Origin of the sequence: Turicibacter sanguinis, assembly GCF_013046825.1 — a bacterium.
Lineage (GTDB): Bacteria > Bacillota_I > Bacilli_A > MOL361 > Turicibacteraceae > Turicibacter > Turicibacter sanguinis.
Genome location: NZ_CP053187.1, coordinates 1420887 through 1439848, shown reverse-complemented (window position 1 = coordinate 1439848; position 18962 = coordinate 1420887). Strand labels below are relative to the sequence as shown.

Here is an 18962-nt window from a genome sequence, read left to right as displayed (position 1 = left end):
ACAATCCCCCCTTAACCGTTTTATAATGCTTTTAGGTTTGGCATTAATTTATTATAACATAGTTTACCACTCGTTGGTGCTTGATTTCGTCTACATCAAAAATTATATGTTTTAAATTATAAGATATGCTTATCAATTTCTTCTACGACAAGCTTAGCACTATTTAAAACTAATGAAATCCCTGTTCCAGGATGATTAGAAGCACCAACAAAAAATAAATTATCATACTTTTCACTTCGATAATGAGGTCTAAAATAATTAGTTTGTAATAGATGATGCCCTAGTCCAAAAGCACATCCCTTAACCTCACCAAACTTTTCTTCTAAATCTTTCGGCGTCAAAAATTGTTCCACTTCAATCCATTGCTGTAGATTCTCACAATTTAAAACCTCTTCTAAAATATGATAAATTTTTTGTTTTAACAGGATTACGATTTCATCATTCCAAGAAATATGTGACGTTAAATTAGGAACCCTCATCATAATATTCAACGATTCACATCCTTTAGGGGCCATTGAAGAATCCAATCGACTTGGGCAATAAATATAGACAGATGGTTTATCAGGTAAATTCCCCTTGAATACTGTCTCAATATTTTTCTTAAATTCATCGCCTATATAAATATTATGAACATTTAGTTGAGGTAATTCTTTTTTAATACCAAGATATAAAATAAAGGCTGAACAAGATAACTTATCTTTATTTTCTAACAACTTATCTTTTAATTCAAAACCATTACAATTGACTAAAAAAAGATCAGCTTTATCTAATTTTTCTCCTATTTTAACCCCTTTCACATGTTTACCTTCCGTCACTAACTCCGTTACTTCCTGGCTACAATAAATTTTACCACCCAGTTTTAAAATTAAAGACTCTAACCTTTGTACAAAGGCGTACATTCCCCCTTTAAAGTATGGTAACCCATACAGTTGAGTAACGCCTGGAAGTAAGCTATATGTACTTGAACTATCGAATGGAGATGACCCAATATACATTGCCTGAAAATATAAATAGTTTTGAAGAATCTCACTTTCAATAAATTGAGAGACATAATCTTCAGTCGTTTGAAGAGGATGAATTTTAAAGATATTTTTCATATTTTCTAAATTAAAAAATTCTTTCTTTTTTTCAAAAGATTGAGTCAAAAAATTCTCTTCAATCAGTTGATATTTCTGATAAATATCTGTCATCAAATTCAAATAGCCGATGCTATCTTTTTTAGAGATAGATTCTAATGTTTGAGTCAACTGTATCAAATTAGTACTAAAATCTAATTTTTCCCCCTTAGCGCTAAAGACTCGATACAAAAGCTTAGGCGAAAGCATTTCAAGCTCGTTTTTTAAATTTAAATCGTCAAAAAGTTGCGAGAAATTTTGAGGAATTAGAGATAAAGAAGCTGTCAAATCGAATGTGTATCCATCTTGATAAAACTGATTTACAACCCCGCCGACTCTTTCATTTTTTTCGTATATGACGACTTCATAACCTTTGCTTAACAACCTTAAAGCGCTGGCTAATCCTCCTATTCCAGCACCAACAATAATAACTTTTTTTTGTGCTTCAATCATCTGTAAACCGCCTCTCAGTTTATTGTTATTATATTTATTTGTTAATTTTTAAAAATCATGCAAAAAAGACCCCAAGCTTAAGCTCAAGGTCTTTTTCAATTAATACTTTTGACGGTCTTTCAATGCTTTTTCAATTTGACGATTTGCATCTTTGGCCTTTAAATCTTGACGTTTATCGTAATTTTTCTTCCCTTTTGCAATACCAAATAATAATTTCGCATATCCATCTTTAATGTATAACTTTAATGGAATAAGTGAATAACCACCCATTTTTTGTGTTCCAATTAATTTTGCTATTTCACGTTTGTGTAATAATAGTTTTCTTGTACGTAATGGATCATGATTAAATCGATTTCCTTGTTCATAATGAGAAATGTGCATATTATGTACAAAAGCTTCATTACGATCAATACGAACAAATGAATCTCTTAAATTGACTTTACCGGCACGAATCGATTTGATTTCAGTTCCTTGCAGCACAATTCCCGCTTCAAATGTTTCTTCAATAAAATAATCATGTCCTGCTTTTTTATTTTGCGCAAGCGTTGATCCCACACCTTTTGGCATTCTTACACCACCTTTAAGCTCTCCAACTAATTTTCATCGTAAGTAATGTAATCTACAACATCAACTACATTCGAGTAATTTTCCATTAAAGCTTGAACCGTTTCAAAATAATCACGTTGATCAGATTCAACTAATGGAACTAATTGATAATTAACTGTTCCATTTTCAGCATAGTTATAGGTTGGCATTAATTGAGGTTGCGAAATTTCAATTTTCACTTCATCACCAATCGTTGTTTTAATAATATCAAACTTTAAAATTCCACCTACTAATTTAGCAAGTCCTGTTTGACCTGAAATAAAGTTACCTAATGAATACGCAACTAATGTTTCATTTCCATCACGTCCAACCAAGATATCAACAGGTTGTAAAACATGAGGATGTTCACCTAAAATAACATTTACACCTTGATCTGCTAGCCACTTGGCTTGTTCTAACTGTGTTTCATTTGGTGTATCTTGATATTCAGTACCCCAATGCATTGAAACCACGATAACATCTGCAACTTCTTTAGCTTTTTGAATATCTTGTTCCGCTTGTTCATAACTGAACTCATTAGCTAAATAAGGTTTATCTTCTGGAACCCTATATCCATTAAATCCGTAAGAATATGCTAGTAATGCTAATCTAATTCCATTTTGTTCAATCACAGGGATTTGATCACGTTTTTCTTGTGAATCAGTTGATCCAGCTGAAATAATTCCATTTAAGGTTTGCCAGTATGATTCAGCCAAAATCACGCCATTTTCTCCCTTATCTAATGTGTGATTATTAGCTCTTGAAAACATATTGAATCCAATGCCAACAAGATCTCGAACAATTTCATATGGACTATTAAAGTTTGGATATGAAGATAATCCAATCTCTATACCTCCAATATTTGACTCTTGATTTGCAAAAGCAAAGTCTGCTGGTTCAATATATGATTTTACATTTTCAAGTAATGGAGAAAAATCAAACAAATCTCCTTCTAATCTAAAATCATTAAATACAGTATCATGTAGTAAAATATCACCTACAGCAACCATAGAAGCTTTATAGACACGTATTTCGGGTCCTAAAGAAAAGCTAATATCAATACGCTGTTTAATAGGATCTGGTTCATAATAAACTGCAAATCCAGGCTTTACATCATTTGAGTACATTGAGTCATGATAATTGACTTCATTTGCTGTAATTAATCCCGTAGCAATCAATTCATCTAGGTAGGCTCTAATTTCTGTTTCTGTGTTTTTTGAGACATCTCTTCCTTTTGATATCGTTAATTTAACATCACAAGTCTCCTCATTTTCACATTTTTGTTGATCAACAACGATCCCATAATCCACTTCGTCTGAATAAATATAATCATAAATAATATTTATATCATTAGCAGCTTCATAATGTAAAACACGCTCAACATCCCATCCTTCCATATTAGGACGAACAAAAAATTGAGCTAAAACTAATAAACCAACCATGACGAATAGGAACAAAATGACATTGAACCACTTAATACCTTTTAACTTCTTCATCATGATTTACCTGCACCCTTTCACTAATTAGCCAAACTATTATTTATTAGATTTTTTTTGACTATTACTTTTTTGATTCGAAAAGTTTTTTGAACCTTTATTATTTTTTCTTTTTGGTTTCTTATTATCATTGAAACGATCAGATGATTTTTTATTACGATTATTTCTCGAATTTGATGATGAAGATGTTTTAGGTTTGCCATCTCTTCTTCGATCATTTGCTCCTGATGCACCTCGTGTATCAATACGTTTAAATGAACGTTTAGGACGGCTCTTACTCATACCAACTAATTGGAAGTCAATAGTTCTTTCCTCTTTACTTGCAGCTACTACAACAACTTTTACAACATCCCCAAGTTTGTACATGGTTTTCGTACGACGTCCAATTAATGCTAAATTATCTTCATCAAATTCATAATAATCATCTGTTAAATCATTTACATGAACTAGCCCTTCTACCGTATTTGGTAGTTCGACATACATTCCCCATTTCGTAACAGATGAAATAACACCTTCAAACTCTTCGTCAATAAATTGTGTCATATACTCTGCCTTTTTCATATCCTCCACTTCACGTTCTGCATCGATTGCATCACGCTCACGTTTTGAAGTTTGAAGACCAATTTCAGGCATAATAGTATTATAATATGTTAAAGTCTCATTTGATAAGTCCTGTTCGAACAAATATCGACGAATTAATCGATGAACAATTAAGTCCGGGTAACGACGAATCGGTGATGTAAAGTGAGTATAGAACTCTGCAGCCAATCCAAAATGTCCTAAACTTTCTTCACTATATTTTGCTTTTTGTAATGAACGAAGCATCATTGTATTAATTGCAGCATGCTCAGGTTTTCCTTGTACGGCTTCCGTAATCATTTGCAATGCTTTTGGATGAACATGTTCTCTTGTTCCTTTAATCTCATAACCTAAAGCACGAGCTAGCTTATAGAAACGCTCTAATTTTTCAGGTTTTGGATGTTCATGAACTCGATAAATAAATGGAACATCCATCCAATGGAAATGTTCAGCAACTGTTTCATTAGCTGCTAACATAAAATCTTCAATAATGCGCTCTGCGATCCCACGGTCACGAAGTTCAACACCTGTTGGAAAACCATACTCATCTACAATAATTTTTGCTTCATCTAAATCAAAATCAATTGATCCACGATCATGACGAGCTTTACGTAGAATTTGAGATAACTCATACATTAGATGGAAATTTGGTACTAACGCTTCATAACGATTTAAAACCTCTTGATCCTCACCCTGTAAAATCAAATTCACATTGTGATAAGTCATACGTTCTGTTGTATTAATTACAGAAGGGAAGATTTCATGGTTAACCACTTCACCTTTAGGTGAAATCTCCATTTCACAAGTAATCGTCAAACGATCAACTTGAGGATTTAATGAACAAATTCCATTTGATAAACGATGTGGAATCATTGGGATAACGCGGTCAACTAAATACACACTAGTCCCTCTAAAATACGCATCACGATCTAATGGAGACCCTTCGGTTACATAATACGAAACGTCTGCAATTGAAACACCTAATAAATAGTTTCCATTATCAAGCATTTTTACATGAACAGCGTCATCTAAGTCTTTAGCATCATCGCCATCAATTGTAACAATGGTTTCACCACGTAAATCACGACGACCTTTATAGCTGTCTGCATCTAATTCCGTAGGAATAGCAGCAGCTTGTTCTAATGCATCCTTTGAAAATTCAGGTACAATGTCATATTTATAAACAACAGATAAAATATCAATACCTGGATCGTTTTTATGTCCAAGAATTTCTAAAACTTCTGCTTTAACAACATTATTTTCTAAGTAGTCAACAATCTTAACACGGACTTTATGGTCGCGAACAGCCCCTTTACTTTTATTTTTAGGAATTGCTACAACAGCATGATAACGTGAGTTGTCTGGTTTAACATAACCTACTTGTTTAATTTCATAGTAAGTCCCAATAAACTCTTTCATTCCACGTTCTAAAACTTGAACGATTTCTCCTTCTAAACTATCACCTTTAGAAGATGGTAAGATTTTAACTAAAACCGTATCTTTATGTAAGGCTCCATTTAAATCTTCATTACGAATATAAACGTCATCCATATCATCTATTTCAACAAACCCAAATCCTTTTGGATGAATAGAAATAATTCCTTTATAAAAACCTAATTCACGTGCTAAATCATAACGATCATTTTTTGAACGTACGACAACCCCTTCATCTTCAAGGGCTACCATTAATTTAACGAATTCTTTAAAAGCTTCTGTTCCTTCAATTTGTAAATAATCTACTAACTCATCAATTGTCATTGCTTCATAATGACTTGATCCTAATAACTCTAATACTGTATTGCGCAAATAGCACACCTCCAACTCATAACTACTATTCTATCATACTCGGTTAAATATTTAACCATTTTTTAGAATCCGAGAATACAAAGTTCTCTTGTATTTGACCTATGTTTAGTTTGTACCAATATTATATAATTTATTGCTACTACGTATTTTGACATTAAAAAAACTCATATTCTTCGAATATGAGCTAGTATATTATTTCATAAAAATAATTAGTCCTAAAACGATAAAAATAATTGAACAAATATAAGTTGCACGAACAATATAAGCTTCTGCTCCACGTTCTTTTTGATTCTTGAATAACTCACTATTTCCACCTGTTAATGAATCGCTTAATCCCTGTTTAGAACTTTGTAATGCAACTAAGACAATTAGGATTACTGAAACAATCATAAATAATACGTCTACAACACCTAAACTAAACATCCTAAACCCTCCTTGTATATATCAAAACTGTATCACATCTATTATACAATTTCAACCATTATTTCAAGGATGTCGTAATATAGTAACAATAAACTAGAATAATCAAAACAGAAGGAATTGCGTATAAAAATTTATTTTTAATCTTAATACCAAATAACACAAAAGCTAATACAATAGATTCTGCCAAGCCAACAAAAACTAACAATGAATTGGAGATATCGGCAATTTCAAAGATATTACCCGAGAAATATAAAACATCTGTCAAAGCAATAATTCCAAAATTAAACAAGTTACTTCCAACAATATTCCCAACCGCAATATCATAGTTACGCATTCTAATTAAACTAATTAAACTAGTCATCTCAGGTAATGATGTTGCCACCCCTAAAAAGATTGCTCCCACAAAAGATGAACCAACACCAGTCTCCCTTGCAATGTTATCTGTCGTAATTGAAACTAATAAACTACTGATCACAATAACAATTGCAAAGAATACGAAGCGTAAAATTAAGTTAAGCATTGATTCTGATGGATTTGGCAAATCGCTACTTTGATTGTCGTTAGACTCTAAATTAGAAGCTAATTTTAAATTTAAATAATATAACACCGCAATAGAAATAGATGCTGTTCCAACATGTCCCACCTGTGTAATCGTTGGACTAAAAAACGTAAATAAAATAATAATATAAATAATACAGTTAATAACATTTGTCATCGTGTTAGAGCGTCCTATGTTATTAAATAACATGTGCTTAATAAAAACAATATTTCCAACCGCTAAAATAAAAACATTAAAAGCATTACTTCCAAGAATGTTTCCGAATGCTAAATCTGGGTTATTTAACATCATTGTTGATGAAATACTTGTAATCAATTCTGGTAAGGATGTAACCCCAGCTAATAAAATTCCTCCTATTAAAGCTCCCCCGAGTTTAGTTCTCTGATCAAGTTCATCTACACATTCTGAAATTTTAATTGATGAAAAGACGACTAAAAACGATAATCCCACATACTGCAATAATAACAATCCCATCTAACAACTCCTCCTACAATCATTACTTCATTATTTACATAAGGTAAAGTAGATTTCTTATCTATAAACTCTATGATTAACTAAACAATTATATGTAGAAAAGACATGATTTTTTGAAGTTTGATTATTTTTGCATATATAAGGCCCGAGACTCATTTATAATGGTGAAATATATTTTTGTTTTAATATAGAAAAGGTCATTCCATGATTATGAAATGACCTTTAAACTAATTCAATTCATTATTTTTTTTACTACGGTATTCAAAATAGACGTCTTTACTATAACGTAAGATAATTTTTATAATACCTGCAATCGGAATAATGAAAATCATCCCAATTACCCCAAAAATTTGTCCTCCAATAATAATAAGTGTTAACAAAATAATTGGATGAAAGTCTACTGCTTTAGAGAACACAAGTGGTTTAATAAAGTTTCCTTCAATAAAATTAAGTGCTAATACTCCGATAATGACATACACTGGCGTCCAAATCGAAACTGTTAAACCAAAAAGAGCAGCTGGAATCGTACCAATAATTTGTCCCACATAAGGAATAATATTTAAAAATCCAATTAAAACACCAAATACAACCGCGTTATCTAATCCAATTAAGGCAAAATAAATAGATGCAATTATCGATAAAGCAAGTGATACTGCTAATGTTCCTGACACATATCCCCTCACAACTTCTTCCGATTCTTTTAAAATATTAAAAAATTGAATATGACGGTGAGTTATTAAATAGTTTTTAATTCGATTACGCAGTTCATAGAAGTTATTTAAAATATAGTATAACAAAATAGGAACTAGGAATAACATCCCTATAATCATCGTAAAACTACTACTTGCACTTGATAACCAACTACCTGCTCGTGATAAAAATGATGAAAAAAGGGTAAAGAATTTTGAATTTTCACTAAACAGAGAACTAAAATCAAACTTATAAATATCAATATAATCTAGATTTAAATTAGAAATAAGAAGCTCCACTTTTTCAATCAACATTGGCATACTATTAAGTACTTCTTGAATATTAACAATTAAATACGGAATTAAGCTAAAGATAGCATAAAATAACCCACCGACAATTGAAACAAAGGTTACAAGTATCGCGTATGAACGTTTAAAATGTAAGCGACAGAAGAAATCGACTAATGGATTGAGTAAATATGCTAGAGAAATCGCAATAATAAATGGGCTAATAATTAAATTTAATGCTGAAATAACAGGTTTAATAATCGGAAAACATATTTTAATAACCTGAACCCCAACTAAGATCCCAATTAATAAGACAACTCGATTAATCAATTTAAAATTCAAAGTTTCTTCTGATTTTTTCATTTGTCTCATCCTTTCAATCATGTCATATATTTTTAACAATTTTAAACTGGTTAAACACTCTAGAACTGTATATTGAAATAAAAATTTCTTCCTATCAGTTGCGGATTGTTTTTCACACCAAATACTAGCGAACCTATATTATATAGATTAATTCCATCCTATGGTAATTTTTATTAAAGCAGTATTCTATTGTCTAAAGGTTAATTCACCAAAGGTGTAATAAAATCAAATGGAATCTCTCCCATTTAAAAGGTATCTTCTACTAATAGGTCGCATTTTTTCTAAGTATAGAAGACTTATATATAAGTATATTTTAGCATATTTTGTTAAATCGACAATTATTTTGAAAATGTTTTTTTGTCAAAAAAAGCCCATCTAGATTTAGTTACCTAAACCTAGATGGGCTTCAATATATGTGCATGATTAATTAGGTTATAAATCCCTAACTTAAAAACAATCGTGTGCGATTTAATTTAATAAATTAAATTATTTTTTTAAGTTATAGAAAGATTTAACTCCGTTGTAAACAGCTTGTTGTCCTAATTCATCTTCGATACGTAATAATTGGTTGTATTTTGCAATACGGTCTGTACGAGACATAGAACCTGTTTTGATTTGTCCAGCATTTGTAGCAACTGCGATGTCAGCGATTGTAGCATCTTCAGTTTCTCCTGAACGGTGAGATACAACTGCAGTGTATCCAGCTTTCTTAGCCATTTCGATAGCTTCGAAAGTTTCAGTTAATGTACCGATTTGGTTAACTTTGATTAAGATTGAGTTAGCCACGTTTTTCTCGATACCTTCAGCTAAACGCTCAGTGTTAGTTACGAAGAAATCGTCTCCAACTAATTGAACTTTATCTCCGATTTTTTTAGTTAAATAATCCCATCCAGCCCAGTCGTCTTGGTCTAAACCGTCTTCGATTGAGATGATTGGATATTTTTCACATAATTCAGCGTAGAAGTCACATAATTCTTCAGATGTGAATACTTTTCCACCTTCACCAGCTAAAACGTATTTTCCATCTTTGTAGAACTCAGAAGAAGCAACGTCCATAGCGATCATTACGTCTTTACCTGGAACATATCCAGCTTTTTCGATAGCTTCTAAGATAACTTTGATAGCAGCTTCGTTTGATTCTAAGTTTGGAGCGAATCCACCTTCATCTCCAACTGCTGTATTTAATCCCATACCGTGTAATACTGATTTTAATGCATGGAATACTTCAGCTCCCATACGGATAGCTTCTTTGAATGTTGGAGCTCCAACTGGCATGATCATGAATTCTTGGAAGTCGATGTTGTTGTCAGCGTGCTCTCCACCGTTGATGATGTTCATCATTGGAGTTGGTAATTCTTTAGAGTTGAATCCACCTAAGTAACGGTATAATGGTAATCCAACGAAATCAGCAGCAGCATGAGCAACAGCCATAGATACACCTAAGATTGCGTTAGCTCCTAATTTACCTTTGTTTTTAGTTCCGTCTAAAGCGATCATTAAACGGTCGATTCCACATTGGTCAGTAACATCCATACCAACTAATTCAGGTGCGATAATGTCGTTAACATTTTTAACAGCGTTTAAAACACCTTTTCCTAAGTAACGAGATTTATCTCCATCACGTAACTCAACAGCTTCGTAGATTCCTGTAGAAGCTCCAGATGGTACTAAAGCACGTCCGAATGATCCACTTTCAGTTGTAACTTCTACTTCAACAGTAGGATTTCCGCGAGAGTCTAATACTTCGCGAGCATAAACGTCAACAATATAAGGCATGTATGACAGCTCCTTTTTTTCTAATTTTTTCACACTTCTTATTATAATACATTTTTTTGGAGATTAAAGATATTTTTCTGTTGTAAACGCTATTTTTTGTAAATTAAAGCTCATACTAATGAAACAAAATAAGCTCTTACATCATATTATTCCTCAATATCTCAATTTTTTTCAATACAATCTCTAATATGACCAAAATTTCAATTATTATGAATCACTAATTAAGAAATTTGACAAAAAAAAATCTAGCTCTCAGCTAGATTATATATTTCAATCCATTTTGATGGTGCCGGGTGCGAGAATCGAACTCGCGGCTACGCATTACCATTGCGTTGTTTTACCACTAAACTAACCTGGCTTCCACTTTTATATAGTACCATAAATATCCACCATTTTCAAATATAAACGTTAAATTTACCTCTTTAATTCTTGAATAAGTCGATTTTTTTCTTTGTCTTATCATCCATACCTTTTATCTTTATTATGGAATTTTATATTACAAATAATCACACCTATTCCCTATAAATTAAACTTCAATCATATATTGAAAGTATATATGAATCCGATTATAAATATTATAATTTACCGAAAATAATACCACTTTTTTTTACAAAAAGTAAAAGACATAACACCTTTTAGGCGCTATGTCTTTTTGAATATTATTTAATGATTGATTTTCCTGTCATTTCAACTGGTTGTTCAACACCTAATAATTGTAACATTGTTGGAGCTAAATCTCCTAAGTTACCTCCGTTACGTAACTCGATTCCTTCTTTAGTTACAATAACTGGAACTGGATTAGATGTGTGAGCTGTGTATGCTCCACCATTTTCATCTTCTAATTTTTCAGCATTTCCGTGGTCAGCTGTAATAATTGCAACTCCACCTTTAGCGATGATTGCATCCACAACTTTACCTAAGCACTCATCAACAGCTTCTAATGCTTTAACTGTCGCATCGAATACTCCAGTATGTCCAACCATGTCTGGGTTAGCGAAGTTTAAAATAATTGTATCATGAATATCTTTGTTAATTTCAGCTACACAAGCATCAGCTACTTCGTAAGCAGACATTTCTGGTTTTAAATCATAAGTTGCAACTTTTGGAGAGTTAATTAAAACTCGAGTTGCTCCTTCGATTTCTTTATCTACTCCACCATCGAAGAAGAATGTAACGTGAGCATATTTTTCAGTTTCAGCAATACGTAATTGTTTTAATCCATTTGCTGCAATAACATCTCCATAAGTATTAGCTAAGTCTTGTAATGGGAATACAACTGGCCCATTTACAGCACTTCCGTAAGACATCATTGAAATAAAGTATACATCTTTTGGCCCTTTTGATGAATCTAATGCTGGTTTACCTTCTTTTGCATAGTTTGCAACATTTTCTGGGTTAGATAACGCGATTGCGATTTGTTGTGCACGGTCAGGACGGAAGTTGGCAAAAATGACTGTATCTCCATCTTGAATTAATCCATTTTCATCAACAACAAAAGGAGCAACGAATTCATCTAAAATATCATTTTTGTAAGAAGCCTCTACACCAGCTTTAGCTGATTCGAATTTTTCTCCAGTTCCTTGAGTCATAGCATCGTAAGCTAATTGTGTACGATCATAGTTTTTATCGCGGTCCATTGAGTAGTAACGTCCTGAAACAGTCGCAACTTTCCCCATTCCGATTTCAGCTAATTTTGCTTCTAATGCCTCAACATATTCTAATGCAGATTTAGGAGCTGTATCACGTCCATCTAAAAATGCATGAACATAAACTTCTTTTGCACCTTGAGCTTTTGCAGCTTCAACTAATGCATACATATGTTCATTATGTGAATGGATTCCACCAGGTGATAATAATCCCATTACGTGAATTTTTTTGTTATTCTCTAAAGCATGTTTAACACCTTCTGCAATTGTTGCGTCAGTATTTAATTCACCATTTTTAACCGCTAAGTTAATACGAGTTAATGATTGGTAAACGATGCGTCCTGCACCTAAGTTTAAGTGTCCTACTTCTGAGTTCCCCATTTGTCCTTCTGGTAAACCAACTCCTAATCCAGAAGCTTCTAAAGTGTTATGAGGATATGTATGGAATAAACGATCTAAGTTTGGCATTTTAGCCGCTTTAACTGCATTCCCAGCAGTTTCATCACGTAAACCAAATCCGTCTAAAATGATTAATGCTACAGGTTTTTTAGTCATATTGTTTCCTCCTTAAATTATCTATCTATAGTATACTAAACTTTAATTTATAAGTACAAGATTATCAGAATGTAAGCGGTTGTTAATTTGTTTTCAATCCTCTTTATTATCTATCATTCATTTAAAATCATACTCAACTTAAATTTGATTTAACATAAAAAAACCTTATTTATGCCATATAGTCATAAATAAGGTTCACGTTTGTTCTACTATTTCAAAACGATAGATACTCATCATCTCGCTTTAATCTTGATTTTCTTCTAATAAACGTTTCTTTTGATTGTCACGAATTTCTTCAGCCATTTCAGCTAATTTACGCATACGATGATTAATCCCAGATTTCGTTAATTTAAATCCTCTTTCATTTGAAATATCGCTTAAATAATTCAAATTTTCTTCAGGAAATTCTAAACGCAATTTAGCTACATGTTGTAATCTCTCTGGTAATGAATCAATTCCATATACAAAATCAATTAATTCAATATTATCAATTTGACGTTGAGCCGCCACAATCGTTTTAGTTTCATTTGCAATTTCACAATTATTCAAACGATTTTCTGAATTTCTAATATCCCTAAAGATACGAACATCTTCAAAATTCAAGACTGCATTATAAGCCTCAATCACTCTTAAAAAATCACTGATCTTCTCAGCTTCTTTAATATACATAATATATCCCTTTTTACGCTGTAAAACACGAGCATTTAAATTAAAAACATTAGCTAAATCTTTTAAATCTTCTGCTAGTTCTTGATCTAATGTAGAAATTTCAAAGTGATACGATGATGTTTCTGGATTATTAACTGATCCTCCCGCTAAAAAAGCACCACGCATATACGCACGTTTACAACAATCATATTCTACTAAATCTTTTGCAATTCCAAGAACAAATCCAACACTTTCAGACATAATCCCTAATTCTGTTGCAATATCTCTAGCATTTTTTTTAATTCGAATAATATAGACATTATTCTTTTTTAATTGCATTTTTTTTCGTGATAATAAATCGACCTCTGTATCAAAGAGCTGTTTAATTAACTGTAGCGTTCGTCTTGCAATTGCCGCATTCTCTGTTGCAAAGTCTAAAACTAATCCTTTATTCGATAAAGAAATCACACCATTCATTCGAATTAAAGCAGACAATTCGGCTTTTGCACAACAATCATCTGACTGAATTTGAACTAACTCTTTTTTTGTTTCAGAAGCGAATGACATAATAATCACCCCTCCCTTTGTTCTTCGATGTCTAATAATAATGAGAAAATAGTTGCTGCTACTTTCTTAGTATTATGGCGCACTTCTCCTACGTTATTATAAGAAACTAATCGGCTCTTAATAACATCTATATTCATGTTTTCTAATACCTCTTCGTCAATGACAACCATATCAGAATTTTGATGTGTATAGCGTTCATAAGTACTATCGTCAACACTTTCATCATTTACAATAATCTTATCGATAATATGACATCCTACATGTTCTTCAATAACACGAACATGATCAGAAGCCGTCATACCTGTTGTTTCCCCTGGCTGGGTCATAATATTACAACAATAGACACACTGAGCTTCCGTTTTAACAACTGCATCAGCTATTTGTTTTAACAAAAGGTTAGGAATAATACTTGTATACAAACTTCCAGGGCCTAAAAGAACTAAGTCTGCCTCCATGATAGCTTCAACAGCTTCATCTAGTGCTGGCTCATCTGGATTTGTATAATAGACACGTTTAATTTTCTTATCTTCAACAGGAATGAGTGATTCGCCTTGAATGATTGTACCATCATCATACTCAGCACACAAGCATAACGGGGTGTTACTTACTGGTAATACTGTTCCTCGAACTTTTAAAACTTCACTTAACTTTTGAACCGCTGATGCAAAATCCCCTGTGATATTTGTCATTGCAGCAATTAAAAGATTTCCTGTTGGATGACCTGCTAATTCTGTTTCACCTTTAAAACGATATTGAAATAGTTCTTGCACTAGTGGTTCTACTTCCGATAATGCCACTAGAACATTTCGAATATCTCCTGGTGGTGGAACATCAAAATCACTTCTTAAACTTCCAGAGCTTCCTCCATCATCGGCAACTGTTACAATCGCTGTAATATCGATTGGATAACGCTTTAATCCTCTTAATATTGTAGATAACCCGGTTCCACCCCCGATTACCGCTACCCTTAAATCATACTCTGCCATTATTTTAGGCCCCCTTATTTTTTATGTGCTCGGTGGATATCACGGTGTTTTGAATTGGTTTTATAATCATTTTCAAAAGCGTGCGCCAAGTATTCAGCAATTGCAACTGAACGGTGTTGACCTCCAGTACATCCAATCCCAATGATCACTTGTGATTTTCCTTCAGCCTTATATTTAGGAATTAAAAATTGTAATAAATCTACTAATTTAGCTAAGAAGGTTGTTGTCTCCTCAAAACTCATCACATACTCATAAACTCCATCATCAAGTCCTGTTTGTGGACGTAATGTTTCAATGTAAAATGGATTTGGCAAAAAACGTACATCAAACATAATATCTGTATCAATCGGTGTTCCATGTTTAAATCCAAATGACATGAATGTGACGCTAAAATAATCTGAATCCAAATCCCCAAACTTTGTAATAATCTGCTGTTTTAAATCTTTAGCAGCTAGACCCGTTGTATCAATTGTAACATCTGAAATATCTCGAATTGGCTTTAACAACTCTCGCTCTTTATCAATTCCATCTAATAAATTTGTATCTCGTGATAATGGGTGTGTTCTTCGAGTTTCTTTATAGCGTTTTACTAATGTTGCATCATCTGCATCTAAGTATAAAACATGGACATTAACAAAATGACTATCTTGTAAGAAATAAAGCATCTCGTCAATTGAGTTAAAATCAAGTGATCTTAAGTCAATCACAACGGCTAAATTTACTGATTGCTCACTCGTACCCAAAATTAAATCTGTTAATTTAGGCAATAAAATAGGTGGAAAATTATCAATACAATGATATCCTACGTCCTCTAGACTATTCAGTACGACACTTTTTCCTGCTCCACTCATTCCCGTGACAATTAATAAGTTAATCTTTTTCACTATGACACCCTTCTTTCACTCTATTATCACTTTTTAATATTATTCATCTGTATTTTGAATCAGTTCAATTAACTCATATGTTGGTGTATAAATTTGAGTTGAAACGATAGGCAGATCTGACTCTAATAATTTCTTAATAATAAAACGATCACCTTCAAACATCGGTAATTCATCAACTTCTTTAAGGGAATGCCACGCTAATGAACCTTCACGGTTTTCCTCAATTAATTCACCAGTTGAATCCGTTGCTTTAACGGTATATAACATCCACTCTTTTTTTTCTAATTCTTCTTCAACTACAACCGTTGTAATAGCACCTAATTTTGCGTGCTTCAATTGTAGGCCTGTTTCTTCATAAAACTCACGTAGCCCAGTTTGAATAATATTCTCCCCAAACTCAGCTTTCCCACCTGGTAAAAACCATTTTTGGCGACTAGGTTTAAACAAAAGAAGAATTTGATCATCTTGCACTAATAAACTATGAACAACTCTCATTCGTTAGCCTCCTTCATTACTCCTTATTATATCATATAAATAGCAAAATAGAAAAAACTGACTAACATCGTCAATTTTTAAATTCCAATAATCAGTATATGGAAAGTCAATCCGATGAGAACTCCAAAAAAGTAAAGTAATCCAATAATCACTAAATTTTCTTTAAGTAACTTATTCATTTTAAATAAGGTTAACAATCCTGCCCCCACACCTGTACAAAGTCCTGCTAACAAAGAACCAAAGGTAATCATGCCTTTTAAATAAAGATCAGTTAATAAAACAGATGCTGCACAGTTAGGAATTAATCCGATGAGCGCTGCTAAAAAAGGTTGTCTATAAGAGGTTGTCATTAATACCCGTGCCAATGTGTCTTCTCCAATCCAGGAAATAACCAAGTTAATCAAAAACGTCATGATAAATAAAAAGACTAGCACCTTCACTGAACGTTCAAATGCCTCTATAAAAATTGATTTCTCCTTTTGATACTCGTATCTAGAAACTGTGGATAATTCTGATCTTTCTCCTCTCCATAATAAATCAATTAGAATTCCAACAAAACTTGCATAAATCACTTTTATTATGACTAATAACGCAATCATTTTCCACTGATTAACATGAGTAAACATCAATGGAATCGCCTCATCCGATGTGGCGATAAAAACTGCTAGCAAAGTTCCTAATGTAATCACACGTCCTGAGTATAAAGACGATGCTGCAATCGATGCCCCACACTGTGGAATACATCCACTTAAAGCTCCAGCGATTGGACCTAATTCTTTCTTTGCACATAAATTTATTTGCTTATGTTCCACCCATTCAAATATAGCGTACACTATATACAAAAGTGGCCAAACTTTAGCCGTATCCAAGAAAGCATCCATAAGTAAATCCATCTCTCTCATCCTTTCAATTGCATAAAAAAAGAAAACTTAATTAAAGTTTTCTTTTTAAATATATTAAACGAAACGAGAGTTCATTCGTTAATTAACGTAAATTTGTTTCAATGTATTTAAAGGCAGATTGTGCAGCGATTGCTCCATCGTTAACTGCTGTGACAACTTGGCGTAATTCTTTACTAATAACATCTCCCGCTGCAAAGACACCTGGAATCTTCGTCATCATGGCGTGATCAACGACTACATACCCTGATTCATCTGTAATTCCTAGATCTTTTACCATCTCCGTAATTGGATCTAATCCGATATAGATGAATGCTCCCGCTACCTCAACTGTTGATACTTCACCTGTTTTCACATTTTTAACTTTTACGGCACCTAATTTTCCATCAGCTTCTTCAAATGATTCTACTGTTGAATCCCAAACAAATTCGATTTTTTCATCAGCAAAAGCACGTTGCTGAAGAATTTTTTGAGCACGTAATTCATCACGACGATGAATAACCGTTACTTTCTCAACTAATCCAGCTAAATAGATAGCTTCTTCGATTGCAGAATCTCCACCACCGATAACTGCAACTTTTTTCCCTTTAAAGAATGCTCCATCACAAACAGCACACCATGAAATTCCACGTCCTGATAATTGTTGTTCACCTGGTACATTTAATAAACGGTGTTTGGTTCCTGTTGCTACGATAATTGTTTTAGCGTAAACTTTATGATCTCCACAATCGATAACTTTTGTTCCATCCTCCGCAATTGTTACATTTTCAACGTAACCATATGCATATTCAGCTCCTGCTGCTTGAGAATGTTCAAACATTTTCATTGATAAATCAGGCCCAGAAATCTTTTCAAATCCTGTATAATTTTCAATTTCGAATGTATTAACCATTTGTCCACCTGGAGCTCCGCGTTCGATCATAACAACAGAAAGACTCGCACGTGCTGCATAAATTGCAGCTGTCATTCCAGCAGGCCCTGCTCCGATAATCGCAACATCATATACTTTTTCCATTATTGAACACCTTCCTTTTTAATAATTTCTACTAGTTCATCAGCAGTATTAATTATATAAGTCGGATTAAACCCTCGCAAATAATCTGCACCTTTTAATGCCCAACCGACTGCAATACTTTTGACTGATGCATGATTTGCACACTCAATATCGTGTGAATTGTCACCCACCATTATAACTTCATCTTTTAAAAGATTTAGCTTTTTTAATGCTAATTCAATCGGTTCTTGATGGGGTTTAGGTTGCGTGACTTCATCTGATGAAATAATATAATCAAAATAATCTAAAATATTTGTATGTTTCATTGCCTTTAACGTCATATCACGTTTTTTAGATGTGACGATGACTAATCTTAATCCTAAAGCTTTTAAAGCTTTAAGCATTTCTTCGATTCCAGGATAGATTTTAATTAATCCATCATGATTTAACACATAATGATGACGATACATCTCAACCATTTCCGAAATGTTTTGTGGATAATATTTCATCGCTGTTTGTTCGAGTGTTGGACCAATACAGTCGATAATTTCTTCATATGTGAATTCACGGTTCGGATAATAGTGTTTAAATGTGTCTGTAAATGATTTAATGATTAAATCATTTGTATTTAATAGAGTTCCATCTAAATCAAATAATACAGCTTTAATCATGAGTCTAGACT

The 18962-nt window shown here is 32.9% G+C and carries 16 protein-coding genes and 1 tRNA gene; all 17 read right to left on the bottom strand.

Going from position 1 to position 18962, the window contains the following annotated elements; translation table 11 throughout:
- Positions 1 to 116: 116 nt before the first annotated feature.
- Positions 117 to 1568: a phytoene desaturase family protein gene (locus HLK68_RS07005; protein WP_006785203.1), complete on the bottom strand. Its 1452-nt coding sequence runs from the start codon at positions 1566 to 1568 to the stop codon at positions 117 to 119.
- Positions 1569 to 1667: 99 nt separating this feature from the next.
- Positions 1668 to 2135, bottom strand: a complete 468-nt coding sequence (smpB, locus tag HLK68_RS07000; RefSeq protein ID WP_006785202.1) for an SsrA-binding protein SmpB — start codon at positions 2133 to 2135, stop codon at positions 1668 to 1670.
- A gap of 26 nt (positions 2136 to 2161) precedes the next feature.
- The gene (locus tag HLK68_RS06995; protein WP_006785201.1) at positions 2162 to 3652 is read right to left on the bottom strand and encodes a CapA family protein; all 1491 of its coding nucleotides are present in this window, start codon (positions 3650 to 3652) and stop codon (positions 2162 to 2164) included.
- A gap of 36 nt (positions 3653 to 3688) precedes the next feature.
- Positions 3689 to 6034: a ribonuclease R gene (rnr, locus tag HLK68_RS06990; RefSeq protein WP_006785200.1), complete on the bottom strand. Its 2346-nt coding sequence runs from the start codon at positions 6032 to 6034 to the stop codon at positions 3689 to 3691.
- A 192-nt stretch (positions 6035 to 6226) separates the two neighbouring features.
- Entirely contained in the window at positions 6227 to 6457 is a 231-nt protein-coding gene (secG, locus tag HLK68_RS06985) for a preprotein translocase subunit SecG (protein WP_009606382.1), read from the bottom strand.
- Positions 6458 to 6515: 58 nt separating this feature from the next.
- The gene (locus HLK68_RS06980) at positions 6516 to 7490 is read right to left on the bottom strand and encodes a sodium:calcium antiporter (protein ID WP_055164611.1); all 975 of its coding nucleotides are present in this window, start codon (positions 7488 to 7490) and stop codon (positions 6516 to 6518) included.
- 227 nt (positions 7491 to 7717) lie between these two features.
- Positions 7718 to 8830: an AI-2E family transporter gene (locus HLK68_RS06975; protein ID WP_006785197.1), complete on the bottom strand. Its 1113-nt coding sequence runs from the start codon at positions 8828 to 8830 to the stop codon at positions 7718 to 7720.
- A 486-nt stretch (positions 8831 to 9316) separates the two neighbouring features.
- On the bottom strand, positions 9317 to 10606 hold the full coding sequence (eno, locus tag HLK68_RS06970) for a phosphopyruvate hydratase (RefSeq protein WP_006785196.1): 1290 nt from the start codon (positions 10604 to 10606) through the stop codon (positions 9317 to 9319).
- A gap of 284 nt (positions 10607 to 10890) precedes the next feature.
- Positions 10891 to 10964, bottom strand: a tRNA-Thr gene (locus HLK68_RS06965).
- Positions 10965 to 11265: 301 nt separating this feature from the next.
- Entirely contained in the window at positions 11266 to 12807 is a 1542-nt protein-coding gene (gene gpmI, locus HLK68_RS06960) for a 2,3-bisphosphoglycerate-independent phosphoglycerate mutase (RefSeq protein WP_006785195.1), read from the bottom strand.
- Between the two features lie 243 nt (positions 12808 to 13050).
- A complete protein-coding gene (gene whiA, locus HLK68_RS06955; protein ID WP_132942554.1) occupies positions 13051 to 14022 on the bottom strand; it encodes a DNA-binding protein WhiA in 972 nt (323 codons plus the stop codon).
- A 5-nt stretch (positions 14023 to 14027) separates the two neighbouring features.
- The gene (locus HLK68_RS06950; protein ID WP_006785193.1) at positions 14028 to 15008 is read right to left on the bottom strand and encodes a gluconeogenesis factor YvcK family protein; all 981 of its coding nucleotides are present in this window, start codon (positions 15006 to 15008) and stop codon (positions 14028 to 14030) included.
- 14 nt (positions 15009 to 15022) lie between these two features.
- Positions 15023 to 15892: an RNase adapter RapZ gene (rapZ, locus tag HLK68_RS06945; protein ID WP_006785192.1), complete on the bottom strand. Its 870-nt coding sequence runs from the start codon at positions 15890 to 15892 to the stop codon at positions 15023 to 15025.
- Between the two features lie 39 nt (positions 15893 to 15931).
- Positions 15932 to 16387, bottom strand: coding sequence for an NUDIX domain-containing protein (locus HLK68_RS06940; protein ID WP_006785191.1), 456 nt, complete (start codon positions 16385 to 16387; stop codon positions 15932 to 15934).
- 77 nt (positions 16388 to 16464) lie between these two features.
- Positions 16465 to 17280 (bottom strand): putative manganese transporter, encoded by an 816-nt coding sequence (locus HLK68_RS06935; protein ID WP_055164619.1) that lies wholly within the window; start codon positions 17278 to 17280, stop codon positions 16465 to 16467.
- Positions 17281 to 17371: 91 nt separating this feature from the next.
- Positions 17372 to 18301 carry a thioredoxin-disulfide reductase gene (gene trxB, locus HLK68_RS06930; protein ID WP_132942555.1) on the bottom strand — a complete coding sequence of 310 codons (930 nt, stop codon included), beginning with the start codon at positions 18299 to 18301 and terminating at the stop codon, positions 17372 to 17374.
- A complete protein-coding gene (ppaX, locus tag HLK68_RS06925; RefSeq protein WP_055164621.1) occupies positions 18301 to 18951 on the bottom strand; it encodes a pyrophosphatase PpaX in 651 nt (216 codons plus the stop codon). Before ppaX ends, trxB begins: the two co-directional genes overlap by 1 nt.
- Positions 18952 to 18962: the final 11 nt, after the last annotated feature.

Excerpts from the sequence above, each read along its gene's own strand:
- HLK68_RS07005 (WP_006785203.1), bottom strand. The coding sequence starts at position 1,568 with ATGATTGAAGCACAAAAAAAAGTTATTATTGTTGGTGCTGGAATAGGA.
- smpB (WP_006785202.1), bottom strand. The coding sequence starts at position 2,135 with ATGCCAAAAGGTGTGGGATCAACGCTTGCGCAAAATAAAAAAGCAGGA.
- HLK68_RS06995 (WP_006785201.1), bottom strand. The coding sequence starts at position 3,652 with ATGATGAAGAAGTTAAAAGGTATTAAGTGGTTCAATGTCATTTTGTTC.
- secG (WP_009606382.1), bottom strand. The coding sequence starts at position 6,457 with ATGTTTAGTTTAGGTGTTGTAGACGTATTATTTATGATTGTTTCAGTA.
- HLK68_RS06980 (WP_055164611.1), bottom strand. The coding sequence starts at position 7,490 with ATGGGATTGTTATTATTGCAGTATGTGGGATTATCGTTTTTAGTCGTC.
- HLK68_RS06975 (WP_006785197.1), bottom strand. The coding sequence starts at position 8,830 with ATGAAAAAATCAGAAGAAACTTTGAATTTTAAATTGATTAATCGAGTT.
- eno (WP_006785196.1), bottom strand. The coding sequence starts at position 10,606 with ATGCCTTATATTGTTGACGTTTATGCTCGCGAAGTATTAGACTCTCGC.
- gpmI (WP_006785195.1), bottom strand. The coding sequence starts at position 12,807 with ATGACTAAAAAACCTGTAGCATTAATCATTTTAGACGGATTTGGTTTA.
- whiA (WP_132942554.1), bottom strand. The coding sequence starts at position 14,022 with ATGTCATTCGCTTCTGAAACAAAAAAAGAGTTAGTTCAAATTCAGTCA.
- HLK68_RS06950 (WP_006785193.1), bottom strand. The coding sequence starts at position 15,008 with ATGGCAGAGTATGATTTAAGGGTAGCGGTAATCGGGGGTGGAACCGGG.
- HLK68_RS06940 (WP_006785191.1), bottom strand. The coding sequence starts at position 16,387 with ATGAGAGTTGTTCATAGTTTATTAGTGCAAGATGATCAAATTCTTCTT.
- HLK68_RS06935 (WP_055164619.1), bottom strand. The coding sequence starts at position 17,280 with ATGGATTTACTTATGGATGCTTTCTTGGATACGGCTAAAGTTTGGCCA.
- trxB (WP_132942555.1), bottom strand. The coding sequence starts at position 18,301 with ATGGAAAAAGTATATGATGTTGCGATTATCGGAGCAGGGCCTGCTGGA.
- ppaX (WP_055164621.1), bottom strand. The coding sequence starts at position 18,951 with ATGATTAAAGCTGTATTATTTGATTTAGATGGAACTCTATTAAATACA.